Origin of the sequence: Arthrobacter sp. SIMBA_036 (genome assembly GCF_046535135.1) — a bacterium.
GTDB lineage: Bacteria > Actinomycetota > Actinomycetes > Actinomycetales > Micrococcaceae > Arthrobacter.
This window is the reverse complement of the sequence record NZ_JAWRXG010000017.1, coordinates 1-12,453: the sequence shown is the minus strand read 5'-3', so window position 1 is coordinate 12,453 and position 12,453 is coordinate 1. Positions and strand designations below refer to the sequence as shown.

General features: G+C 59.9%; 10 protein-coding genes. 4 read left to right on the top strand and 6 right to left on the bottom strand.

Annotated features, from left to right (window positions below; genetic code table 11):
• The first annotated feature begins 38 nt into the window (after positions 1-38).
• Positions 39-485: a nuclear transport factor 2 family protein gene (locus SB659_RS18050; RefSeq protein WP_410551359.1), complete on the top strand. Its 447-nt coding sequence runs from the start codon at positions 39-41 to the stop codon at positions 483-485.
• A 276-nt stretch (positions 486-761) separates the two neighbouring features.
• On the opposite strand, the gene SB659_RS18045 is transcribed toward SB659_RS18050, so the two are convergent.
• Complete coding sequence (locus SB659_RS18045; protein ID WP_410551358.1) at positions 762-1,400, bottom strand: isochorismatase family protein; 639 nt, start codon at positions 1,398-1,400, stop codon at positions 762-764.
• 122 nt (positions 1,401-1,522) lie between these two features.
• Between SB659_RS18045 and SB659_RS18040 the strand changes: the two genes are divergently transcribed.
• Entirely contained in the window at positions 1,523-2,488 is a 966-nt protein-coding gene (locus SB659_RS18040; protein WP_410551357.1) for a GlxA family transcriptional regulator, read from the top strand.
• Between the two features lie 756 nt (positions 2,489-3,244).
• Here SB659_RS18040 and SB659_RS18035 read toward each other — a convergent pair.
• From SB659_RS18035 to SB659_RS18015, 5 genes are all read right to left on the bottom strand, one after another.
• On the bottom strand, positions 3,245-3,679 hold the full coding sequence (locus SB659_RS18035; protein ID WP_410551356.1) for a MaoC family dehydratase: 435 nt from the start codon (positions 3,677-3,679) through the stop codon (positions 3,245-3,247).
• 87 nt (positions 3,680-3,766) lie between these two features.
• Positions 3,767-4,270: a flavin reductase family protein gene (locus SB659_RS18030; RefSeq protein WP_410551355.1), complete on the bottom strand. Its 504-nt coding sequence runs from the start codon at positions 4,268-4,270 to the stop codon at positions 3,767-3,769.
• Between the two features lie 190 nt (positions 4,271-4,460).
• Positions 4,461-5,096 carry a TetR/AcrR family transcriptional regulator gene (locus SB659_RS18025; RefSeq protein ID WP_410551354.1) on the bottom strand — a complete coding sequence of 212 codons (636 nt, stop codon included), beginning with the start codon at positions 5,094-5,096 and terminating at the stop codon, positions 4,461-4,463.
• Positions 5,084-6,430 carry an MFS transporter gene (locus SB659_RS18020; protein WP_410551353.1) on the bottom strand — a complete coding sequence of 449 codons (1,347 nt, stop codon included), beginning with the start codon at positions 6,428-6,430 and terminating at the stop codon, positions 5,084-5,086. The genes SB659_RS18025 and SB659_RS18020 overlap by 13 nt, the downstream gene beginning before the upstream one ends.
• A 16-nt stretch (positions 6,431-6,446) precedes the next feature.
• Positions 6,447-7,832 (bottom strand): LLM class flavin-dependent oxidoreductase, encoded by a 1,386-nt coding sequence (locus SB659_RS18015; RefSeq protein ID WP_410551352.1) that lies wholly within the window; start codon positions 7,830-7,832, stop codon positions 6,447-6,449.
• A 372-nt stretch (positions 7,833-8,204) separates the two neighbouring features.
• On the opposite strand from SB659_RS18015, the gene SB659_RS18010 reads away from it, so the two are divergent.
• Entirely contained in the window at positions 8,205-9,572 is a 1,368-nt protein-coding gene (locus SB659_RS18010) for an MFS transporter (protein WP_410551351.1), read from the top strand.
• A 528-nt stretch (positions 9,573-10,100) separates the two neighbouring features.
• Positions 10,101-11,606 (top strand): NAD-dependent succinate-semialdehyde dehydrogenase, encoded by a 1,506-nt coding sequence (locus SB659_RS18005; protein ID WP_410551350.1) that lies wholly within the window; start codon positions 10,101-10,103, stop codon positions 11,604-11,606.
• The last annotated feature ends 847 nt before the right edge of the window (positions 11,607-12,453 follow it).

Below are 12,453 nucleotides of genomic sequence, written 5' to 3'. Positions count from 1 at the left end.
CGCGCCGCGGTTCTCCTGCTATAACCAAACTAGAAGGGATGATGATGTCCGCAATTTCTCAAAAAGAGGTACTTTCTGCGGCCGACCGAATCGAAATTCACGAACTAACCACCGCTTACGGGGTGCACCACGACCTCCGCGATTTCAGTTCGTTACGTCGGTGCTTTACGTCTGATGCAACGTACGTCATGCGGGTTGCCGGTGGCCCCACCTATGGCCCCCGTGTCGGTGTCGACGAAATAGTGGACCAGATCCAGACCTTCAAAGGCTCGCAAAGCGACAGGCGCAGGCATCATATCTCGAACATCCAGGTCTTACCCCAAGACTCGAACACAGCGACAGTGCTGTCTTACGTCATCGTTTCCGCGGTCGCAGACCAGGAGCTCACCTTCAAGACCGTGGGAACCTACACGGACACGGTCACTCGAACATCTGAGGGCTGGCGGATCTCTGCTAAGGAACTCAATTTGGATACAGGGTTTTAAGACGTCCCAGCAGACCGAACCGTTCCACATGGAAGGCGTCCCCCAGCCTCCCCAGAGCGGCGGCTTTGTTGGGACTCGATGATCTGCCCGCTGAGACCGGCCGTGTTGCGGTCCAAGGAGAAGCCCGCAGCAGTAGCGGTAGTCAGCCAGTGAAAATTGTTCCAAGTTGTAGGCCAGGAGCTGCTGCGGTAACTCTTGCTGATCAACGTCACCCGCCATGGGACCCCCCGCTCTCGGTCAGTCCCGCGCTCCCATCCCGAGGTGCCGGGCAGCCGCTCAGGCCTGCGCCAACTCTGCCGCTCCTGCTACGGCGGAGCTGCCAAGATCGCTCTTGGCCAGCGCCTGCCCGTCCTTAACGGCTGCGGCCCAGGCGCCGGTAGTGCTGACGGCGGCCCAGTTCGAGTGCAGCAGTGCCAGCAGGGTGCTGTGCACTGTCCTGGCATCGGCGGACCCGGCATCGTTGGTGAGGTTGATGGCGCCGGTGGCATCCGAGAGGACTTCGGTGTTGAAGCCGAGGAACTCCGCTTCAACTGCCGAGGCCAGGATGCAGTTGTTGGTCATGTAGCCGACGAGGGTCACGGTATCAATCTCCCGCTCACGTAGCCAAGCGGCCAGGTCCGTACCGGCGTAGACGGAGCCGTAGCTCTTGACGAGGCTCTTCCAGTCACCGGTCCTGCGGCGGTCGATCTCGGGGTGCAGCTCGAATTCGGGCGTACCGGGCGCAAAGACCGGTGCGCCTTCGCCAGCGGTGTGCTGGACGGCCACGACGGGGAGGCCTGCAGCGGCAGCCGCATCGATGGCCTGCGCGATCACCGGCAGGGACTCCTGATGCGGCGGGTACTGGATCTCTAGGGGTCCGCTGAGGTACTGCTGCTGGACGTCGACGAGGATAAGGGCGCGGCGAGGGGTGCTCATGAATGTTCTCCCGGATAGCGGTTGGTGGGTACCTTTCCATCCTCCGGGCTCTCACCTGGGACCACCAGTGGCACGCATGCCCATATACGATGGATTCAGGCCAGAATGAAAAGGAGGGCCTCATGCGGATTGCCGTGTATGCCTTCGACGACGTCACGATGTTCCACCTCGCAGTCCCCCAGATGGTCTTTGACGAGGTGGCCAGGCAGGGACTCGGGGACTGGAAAACCGTCCTGTTCTCCGAGGGCGCAGGACAGGTCCGGACCACAGAGGGGTACCATCTGGGCGGCATTCAGGGCTTCGAGGCGGCGGACCAGGCGGACGTTGTCGTGGTTCCTTCATGGTTCGACGACGGCCGTGCACCTTCCGAGTCACTGCGCCGGGTCCTCCAGCGGGCGCACCAGCGGGACGTGACCATCATGGGGCTTTGCCTGGGCGCGATCCCGGTGGCGGACGCCGGCCTGCTGTTCGGCCGCAGGGCGGTCACACACTGGCAGGCCTTCAATTCCCTGGCCGTCCGGCACCCTGACGTTGTCCTCGACCAGACGGTGCTCTACATCGACCACGGCGACGTGTTGACCTCGGCCGGCACAGCATCCGGGCTCGACGCCTGCCTGCATCTCGTGCGGACCCGCCTCGGAGCGGATGCCGCGAACCAGGTGGCCCGCAGCCTGGTCATCGCCCCACACCGCGAAGGAGGCCAAGCCCAGTACATCGAACATCCCCTGCCCCCACGCTCCTCCGAAGACCCGATCGCCCGCCTGCTTGAATGGGCTTTGAGCCGCCTTGGCGAGCCGCTCAATGTTGACCGCCTCGCCGCGCAGGCACATATGAGCCGGCGGACCTTCGTCCGGGCTTTCCGAGCAACTAGCGGGACCACGCCGTCGGCCTGGATCCGGAGCCGAAGGCTCGACGCCGCCCGGCGCCTGCTGGAAACCACGGACCTGTCCATCGACCAGGTTGCCGCTGACTGCGGCTTCGGCAGCGCCGTAACTCTTCGGCAGAATTTCACGGCGGCCTTTTCCACCACGCCGACGGACTACAGGCGCCACTTCGATGCGCGATTCAAACTCGGAACTCTGCAATAAGCCGTGCCCCGGTTTACGGCGCGAAAGCGTCCGCTACAGCTGAAGTCAGTGCGGCTTGGCGGCTGAGCTCTTCCAGGACTTGTATGGGCGGAGACACGGTCCTTTCATGATGCCGATTTCGTCAAAGCCGCCCAAGCGACCAAAACTTGTGCCCGTTTGGGTCGATTCTCCCTTCCTGGATGACCCCGCATGGAACGCCGTCGTTGACTTCAACGATGTATTTGTCGGGGGAAGCGTGGGTCACCAGTATGCCCTGTCTGCGTTCCAGAGCTGCGGGAATCAATTGCTGTACTGCATGATCTAAGAGCTGACTTAGATCCTTAGGATCTTCGACAACAATCTCCAAGCGGAATTCGGAGTGCGCTTGGGTTATGGGCTGAAGCATTGGTGACCTGTCGAAGACTGGAAAGCCAAGGAGCTCTGGGGAACTATGCGTCCTGGCTTGCAGGCGTAAGGAGTATCTGCACGCAAAACACCAAAGTGCAATGGGCAATGGGCAATGATTAGCCTTTGGTGTGCTCGTCGATGACGGACAGGGCGCCTGACCCATCGCAAGAGGAAATCGGCGGAAGCGCCGGAGGCTCGCCGCCGGCGCTGGGGGTGCTGAGCGACACCCCGAATCCACGAGCAGCAGTCGCAGGGAGGACATACGGCACGGGTTGCTGATCTCCGCTGAACAGGCGCCGTCTCACCAACAATGCCGGTTCTAAGTCTGCCCTTGTATCCGTTGGCGTATCCATCACCCCCAGCCTGTCCTCAGTGGACCTGATCTATCGGCATTGTGTAGCAGACGGCTGTTCCTTCTAGTACTACTTTCCCATCTCCTCGCACCACCGTGGTGTTGAGAGTGGTAATCGGCTTGTCATCACGGACATGGGTTACCTCCACGTTCCCGGTAATAACATCACCGGGCCGTACAGGGGCCTTGAAATTCCAATTAACGTTGAGGAAGACCGTGCCCGGTCCGGGCAGTTTCTCGGCGACCACGGCGTTGAGGATGGCGCTGGTCACGCCTCCTTGGACGACGATTTCACCAAACGGGGAGGCCGTTGCCGCGCCGGGATCGTAATGCAGCGGATTTCGGTCTCCACTGATCTCAGTGAAAAGCGAAATGTCATCTTCAGATATCCTGCGTGACATCCGCGCGGTCTGTCCGATATGAGGTTGATTCCGCAGCCAGTCCGAAGCCATATCTGGTCCTTTTCCGGGAAGCCAAGCAGTGAGGCAGGGCGGTCCCCCAAACTCGCTGAAAGCAAGTAGCAAATGGGCGTTGCCCGTTCAGTTGGAGCGGACGAGGTCGAGGGTCTTGAACTTGGAATTGTGGAAGATGATTGGACTCTCGTGAAGGTGGACGTCGGCGCTGTGTACCTCCAGGAGCGCTACGACGTGGTCGCCGGCGGGATATTCGGCAAATAGGGAGCAATCAAGCCAGAGCGAGCAGCCAGGGATGATTATGGCTCCCCCATCCGTCGACGTGTATGAGATTTCGTCAAACTTGTCCGGGTTCTTTGATGCAAGTTGGCGGCAAGTTGCCTCCTGACCCGTACCAAGAATGGACACTCCAATTCTCTCGGCCCTCTTCAGAAAGGGCCATGTGGTCGAACTGTTCTGCACAGCGACGGAGACCAGCGGCGGTTCCAGCGAAACCCCAACAGTGAACGAGGAAGCGGCGAGACCTTTAGGCACTCCGTCCACTACCGCGCAAATTGCGGCCACGCCCGAGGGGAAGTTGGAAAAGGCTTGGCGGATGTCCGGAGACTCGGAGATGTTCATGACAGTCATGACTTTCCTTTCGACGGGCGCAGGAGACGCCTAAACTTTTGAAAGCGAACTTTGTTCGGAGTGTACTTTCATTAAAGCATTTGCAGGTCCCATTCACAAGGGCTGGGAGGGTGATTTCGGCGAGAAACGCAGCGGGATTGGCCCGCGCATCCAAGGGACTCCTGCGGCATAGCAGCTCCATCATGGAGTCCTAGATCTTCAGCGGGCCAGCCAGGTCGGAGATGCGTGCCACTACGCGCTGGTCTATCGTGTCTGGGTCGCGGCGGCGGGCGTGCGTGGCGAGCACTTCATGAACGTAGATCGCGTGGATGTTCAGTGCAGTAAGGCGCGGCGGCGACGGGCGGAGTACGCCGGCGTCCTGGCCTCTGCGAATGACATTTTCGACCAGGTCGTGCCAGCGGTCGCCCTGTTCCAAGCCCCGTTGGCCGAAGTCTTCGGGGCTGAAGGAGTCACGCACGTATACATACCCGCTGTCGGGGTCACGCTTGTAGAGCCCGGCCAGCGACGTGTACATCCTGGTGATGGTTTCGATGTAATACTCGGCCGTGCCATTCTCGGCGGTGTGTTTGGCGTCCTCGTCCAGGCAGGCCTGCAGCACGTCGTTGAAGAACTCCTCGTAGATGAGGAGGAAGAGGTTCTTCTTGTTGACTACGTACCGGAAGAGCGTTGCCTCCCCGATGCCGGCTCTGGCGGCCACTTCCTTGGTCGTAATGCTGTCGTACTCCTTTTCGGAGAGCATTTCACGAGCGACCGCCAAAACGCTTTCCATGGTCTGGCGCTTCTTCCGTTCACGCAGGTTTGGGGACTTTTCTGCTACGTGTGACATGAGGGAGACCTGACAATGGTGGCTGGCTCAGCGTTATCACCAAGCTGCGAAGGGAAACCTGACTTGATCACCCGGAGGATAATGATGCCGACGACCGGGCCAAGGACGAGCGTAAGAACTGCCATCTCCCAGCTGAAAGCCCCGACAATAAAGGGGAATAGAGCGATGCTGGCGGCGCTGACTGCGTAGCCGCCGGCCATCTGTACCGAAAGCGCGCTGCCAACGTGGGCTTCGGGGCAAAATTCGCGGAGCAAGGCAGAAAGAAGGGCTGATGCGCCAATAACCGTTATCCCCCAAAGGATGCACACGGACAATAAGACCGCTGGTTGCCACGTGGCGCTCATTGCCACCAGGGTGGCGGCTGCGCCGGAAAGCAGCATAAAGATCTGCGAAATGATAATTTTGCCAAAGCGGTCGGCCAGAAATCCGGCAGCGATACATCCCAAAGCGCCCGAAGCGATGATGATAAAGGAAGCGACCGCGACTAGACCAGTAGGCGCCGCCCCGCCGGAAATACGGTGGGCGACCAGGGCGCCCACAAAAGTCCACATGGCATAGAGCTGCCACATGTGGCTGAAGTACGCCATGTTTACAAGCAGGACCTTGCGGTTCCTGAGCACGGCAAATCCCTGACGAAGGCTGACATGGGTAGGAGTATCCCTGTACGGGGCTGTCCCTGGGACGAGGAGGAACAGTAGGCCGCCGACAAGTGAGCAGATACTCGTAGCTATGATCACAACTTGCCAATCCGCGCCCCCGATCCCGTTGATCAGGTGTGGTGCGGCGGACCCTACGGTCAGTGCAGCGACCAGAGTGCTGGAAGCCAGACTTCGCCGGTCGGGCCGTACCCATGCCAAAGTTTCTCGAACGGCAACAGGATAGATGCCGGCCAGAAATATTCCGGTGGCAAGCCTCAGCACCAGGGTGGCCTCGAAAGTGGGGAACACAAGAAGCAAGATATTTGCTGATGCGGCCCCAGCCGCACAGGAACTGTAGAATATCCGGGCGCTAAGACGATCCGGCAAGCGCAAAAGCGCGGACACGATTGCTCCGATAATGAAGCCCGCTTGGACACCAAACGTCACCCAGAAGAGCTGTGTGTCGGGAACCTGCCATCGAGCGGAGATGCCTTTGATGATGAAGGAGGCAGAGAACCACACGCTAATGCTGAGCAGTGTTGCGAAACCGATAATCAGGACTGCGCTCTTAGTGCGAGGTCTGGTGTTAGGTGCAACAGCCGTTGTTGTGCCTGCCATATTGGCCTTTCCGGCGCGTCCGCGCGCGTGGTGAGAACTCCTAACGGAACCGCAGAGCGGCTGCACGGCGGCAGCCACACTACGGCTCCCGCTGTTAGCGGGGGGCAAACCGGTTCGAGATGGAGTGGCTGGCAGCAGGGTGAGTTTCCGACACGTGAGTATTGCCTTCGCCTCGGAGGTACTCGCGCAACGTGGAGCCCTCGTAGTCCTTCCAGACCCGGCCCCTCTTCTGCAGCTCCGGCACGACAAGTTCCACGAAGTCTTCGTAGTCACCAGGTGAAACAGCGTAGGAAAGATTGATGCCGTCCAGGTCGCCCTCGTCGACCCAACGTTCAATCTCATCGGCAATCGTTTCAGGACTGCCGGCGATAACCGGTTCCATCCCACCGATGCTGAGGTATTCAGCAATAGCGGCCGGAGTCCACTCGCGCGACGGATCCGCCTTGGTGAAGAGGTTCACTACGGTCTGGATTCCGTTCGATTCCAGGTTCTTGAGCGGTTCATTCATGGGGAATTTGCTCAAGTCGATGCCTGACCATCCGCCAAAGAGCGCCAATGCACCCGAATGGGATGCATGCTTGCGGTATTCCGCCAGCTTCCGTTCAGCAGCTGCGTCCGAGTCGGCCACAACAGCGGTCAGCAGGGAGAAGATCTTCAGGTCGTCGCCGTTACGGCCTTCAGCCTCTGCCGTGGCCCGGATGTCGCTTGTTATCTGCCGGCTAAGTGTGGGGTTCAGGACATTGACGAAGATCCCCTCGCCGTGCTTGGCCGCGAAGGCGCGGCCGCGGGGTGAACCGCCGGCCTGATAAATGACAGGGGAACGCTGGGGTGATGGTTCGCACATGTGGAATCCCGGAACATTAAAATGTTCGCCGGCATGTCCAATGGGGTGGACCTTCTCGGGATCCACGTAGATACCCTTTTCCCGGTCAACGACCACGGCGTCGTCTTCCCAGGACCCTTCCCAGAGCTTATAAACGACTTCCATAAATTCTTCAGCCACTGCATACCGCTCGTCGTGGCTCATCTGCGCGGACATTCCATGGTTAAGCGCTGCGCTGTTAAGATAGGAGGACACCACGTTCCAACCAATGCGGCCTTCCGTGACGTGGTCGAGAGTGGAGAGCCTTCGGGCCAAGGCGTAGGGATTTTCGAATGTCACCGCAGCCGTAACAGCAAATCCAAGGTTTTTGGTCGCTTGCGCCATCGCAGAGACATACATCATCGGATCGTTCGCCGGAATCTGCATCCCATCGCGCAGGCTGGGTGCAGCGGAACCTTCGAACACATCGTAGGGGCCAAGGACATCCGCGAGGAAGAGAGCGTCAAATCGACCCTTCTCGAGGGTCTTTGCCAGGTTCGTCCAATAGTCCAATTGGGTGTAATTTTCGGTCTTGCTTCGGGGATGCCGCCACAACCCCGGGCTCTGGTGCCCGGGAGTCGCCATATGGAATGCATTGAGACTGATTCGCTTACTCATCATCGGCTCCTTGAGTCCTTAAATGATCGGACGCTCCGATCGAAGTACGCACTCAGTAAATCATGCATCGCCCTTGGTGTGAAGCGGAAGCGCGGGCGCAAGATCCCAAAGGGACTCATCTTGTGTTGCCGGTCACGATCGTGCTCTACTAGAAGTGTACTCATAACGAAGTGCACTTCTATGCTTTTTGTTTGGGTGTCCATGCGGCCCCGGTGGGTTGTTTGGCCGTCCATGCGACCCCGGTGGGGCAGGTAGATAATCGGTTTCGTCTCGTGCTGGTCACGGGTAGCCGGGTCTTCGACGCTCCACTGCTTCAGGTCGATAACAGTTGCGATGACGCTTCCCGTTTTCGCCATAGCTTTGGGATAAATCATGAGTAGTTTGCAAACGAGCGGGGCCGCAGCCTTATCCATGAAGGACCGACTGCGTTCGGTACGCGCCGCAGCTGCAGGAAACATGCTGGAATGGTTCGACTGGACCTTATACGGGATTTTCTCCACCTATCTGGCGGCCAACTTCTTCGACAACAGGAGCCCCACGTCCGCGCTGCTGTCGACCATGGCCGTTTTCGCCGGTGGCTTCATCGCCCGTCCAGTTGGCGGCTTCATCTTCGGCCGGCTTGGGGACAGGGTTGGACGACGGCTTACCCTGCTTGCCTCTATGATGACGCTCTCATTTACGACGCTGACAATTGCTGTGGTCCCGACCTACGATCAAATCGGAGCGTGGGCCTCACTCATCCTGCTGGTGCAGCGACTGTTGCAGGGCCTGGCCCACGGCGGCGAAGCAGGCGTCTCGTACACCTACGTGGCGGAAATTGCGCCAAAGGAACGCCGGGGCCTCTGGACCAGTGTTGTCTACGTCAGTGTGATGATCGGTGTTATGGGCGCTACGGCTACGGCTGCGCTGCTGAGCAACCTCTTGGGCAGCGCGGCAATGAGTGAATGGGGCTGGCGGATCGGCTTCGGACTTGGAAGTCTGCTCGCGCTGTACGTTCTTGTCCTGCGGCGTTACGCCAAGGAAACCGATGTGTTCGCCGAGCAGGCATCCGAGAAGCATCCAAAGGCAGCGGACAGCAAAATGTCACCTGCGGACCGGGCAAGGTTGTATAAAGCCTGCATTTTCATTTTCCTTCTCTCGGCCTGCACCAACGTCGTTTACTACACTTGGGTGACGTTTGCCCCGGTAAACGCGATCACATTGAAGGGAATGGACCCGGGCGGCGCCTACACAGCGAGTCTGCTGGCCCAACTGATGGTGCTGTTCTTCCTCATCCTGTTCGGCCATCTGTCGGATAAGGTGGGCCGCCGCCCCATGACAATGGCTCTCGGTGTCGCTGTGATCCTGCTGATTGTCCCGGTTCAGATGATCCTCACGGACCAGCCATGGACTCTCTTCGTCGCCCAAGGACTGGGCCTCACTGCATGGGCTCTCGCCGTAGGCTTCTATCCGGCGCTGATGGCCGAACTGGCACCGACCTTTGCACGGGCCAGGGTGGTGGGTGTGATGACATCCCTGGCTGCAGGCGTCTTCGGAGGCACGGCGCCCTATCTATACACTTGGCTCACAAGCATCGGCCTCGCCTCTGTCTTCTACGCCTACCTGGCCGCACTCGCCGTACTGACCATAATCGTCGGTTTCAAAATGAAAGAAACCCGTGGCATGGACCTGAACGAGGACATGCATCAATCAGCCCTGCCAGCAGAGCAGCCCCAGCCATCCTCAGCGGCTTCAAACTGAGCAAGGCTCGACAGAATTGAATTGAAGGGAAGTGACCTCATGCAAAGCGAAGCTGAGACTCATACCGTCGTGAACAAAGGCGACAGAACCGACTTCGGGACAGAGATTGAGAAGGAGACACAGGGGCCTGATGACGTCGGCGCTGCCGGAGTCGGCAGTCGCCGCAGCGGAACTTGACTTAGAGAATTTTCTGTCTCGCCTCACGTACGGCGGATGAATTGTCCGGCCAGCACTACTACGAATTTAGGGACAGCATTGCCTAATCACAAGGTGCCAGTGTGGGCCATACAACGAGTCAACGCGGTGTTGGCCGATGAGATAAGCTCCGGCCGCCGTCCAACTGCACAAGTCCTCGCGCGCCGTACCGGGCTAAGTAAACGCCTCATACGGCGCTGCCTGTTCGAATCCATCCCGCCAAAAGACTCTGGTGGCCAACCGGCATCCCCAAAGACCTGAGCCCCTCCTAAATATCGGCAATCCCAGCTCCGGCTAGAGGACCAAACTAACCACACGATTGGAACATCCCCCATGACGTCATCACTTACTGTCCAGACTACGGGCACCGAACAACGCGAAAGAGAACTGCTAACTTCCGTCCCCACCGGCCTGCTGATCAACGGTCAGTGGCGCCCGGCGGGATCCGGTAAGACCTTTGATGTAGAGGACCCGGCCACGGGCGAGGTCCTGCTCAGCATCTCCGACGCCGGTGTTGAAGACGGTGCAGCCGCCCTCGACGCCGCTGCCGCCGCTCAGACAGATTGGGCCCGCACCGCCCCGCGCGAACGCGGCGAAATCCTGCGCCGCGCTTTTGATATGGTCACTGAGCGGGCTGAAGACTTCGCGCTCCTGATGACCCTCGAGATGGGTAAGCCCTTGGCAGAAGCCCGCGCCGAGGTCACCTACGGCGCTGAGTTCCTGCGTTGGTTCTCCGAAGAAGCCGTCCGCATCTCCGGGCGCTACTCCCCCGCTCCAGATGGCAAGAACCGCTTGCTGGTGCAGAAGAAGCCGGTGGGTCCCTGCCTGCTGATCACTCCGTGGAACTTCCCGTTGGCTATGGCCACCCGCAAGGTGGCCCCCGCCGTCGCCGCCGGTTGCACCATGGTACTTAAGCCTGCCAACCTGACCCCGCTGACCAGCCTGCTGTTCGCCCAGGTTATGCAGGAAGCCGGCCTTCCCGCCGGTGTCCTGAATGTCATCCAGACCTCCACGGCGGGCGCCGTGACCGGCCCGCTGATCAAGGATGACCGGCTGCGCAAGATTTCCTTCACCGGTTCCACGCCTGTTGGCAAGGCCCTCATTCGTGAGGCAGCTGACAAAGTTCTGCGCACTTCCATGGAACTTGGCGGCAACGCCCCGTTCGTCGTCTTCGCGGACGCAGATCTGGATATGGCCGTTGAAGGTGCCATCGCTGCAAAGATGCGCAATATGGGCGAAGCCTGCACGGCTGCCAACCGCTTCATTGTGCACGAGTCCATCGCCGACTCCTTCGCTGAGAAGTTCGCCGCCAAGATCGGTGCACTCACCACGGCCCGTGGCACCGAGCCCGAGTCCAAGGTGGGTCCGTTGATCGACGGCAAAGCCCGTGACGGTGTTCACGCCTTGGTGACCGAGGCCGTGGCTGGAGGTGCCACAGCCGTTACCGGCGGTGCCGCCGTCGACGGACCCGGCTACTTCTACCAGCCCACCGTGCTGAAGAACGTCTCTGCAGATGCGCGCATCCTGCAGGAGGAAATCTTCGGTCCGGTAGCTCCGATCGTCACGTTCTCCACCGAGGATGACGCCGTTCGCCTGGCCAACAACACCGAATACGGCCTGGTGGCATACGTCTTCACCAAGGATCTCAACCGCGGCCTGCGCATCAGCGAACGCCTGGAGACCGGCATGCTCGGTCTCAACGCCGGCGTCATCTCCAACGCGGCGGCACCGTTCGGCGGCGTCAAGCAGTCCGGCCTGGGCCGCGAAGGCGGTTCCGAAGGCATCGAAGAGTACCTCTACACCCAGTACGTAGGTATCGCGGACCCCTACGCCGACTAGGGCATGTATCGGCCCGCCGCACTCGCAACAGGACGTTCGCAAAAGCGGCGGGCCGGCCCCTCGGACGGTTCCAAAGAAACGTCGCCCTTGTCCCTCTTTGGGGATCGAATCAGCGATGACACGACGGCTACTCCTAATCGGTAAGATTGGTCCGCGAAGCGCTATTACCGCTGTGCTCCGTCGTCCAGAGGACTGGACGCAACCGGGTAATGGTGTGGCGTGCAAGAGGAATAAGGCAAAGACGGCAGCGCCGGCACCTCGCCTTCCTTGGACCAGATTGCCAGGGGCAGTGTCGTGAGCATCTGGCGTCTTTCGCGACCGGGTTAAACGTCGTCCAGAACGTGCGCGTCGGACCTCGGGCGGCCGACGTCGAAGCATCGAAGCGACGAAGGACCGGTGCCGGATACCTATGTGACGCTGAAGCTTAGCGTCGTCGCCCTTGGATGCTCGGGCCTTCGTTCATGTGCTGTACCGCAGACCTCAAGTCAGGCGACAGCCGTACTGGGCCTTGGGTCGTGGACAAATCGCGGTAGTTTGAGAAACCGCCGGCGCCGATGTCCCGGAATAGGCCAGGTATTGTGGCTGGCTAGGTATGTCGCAGCGCTCGCGCGATGATTGTGGAACCCAAACTGGAGTGGCCCAAGTGCTTGCTCGCCCCGTGCAAAAAAATTCCTTCCGGAGAGAACAGATGGAGGGTGGAGAGCAGGGTGTCCACCGGGGACGCCAAGACGCAATCCTAGGCCTGCCTTTGATGCAGGACTTGGGTCTGTTGCACGGATAGGTGACATCTGTTGTGCCTAGTCAACGGGACTGGGCTGGAAGGATGTCTACTATGACCAAGCCGTAC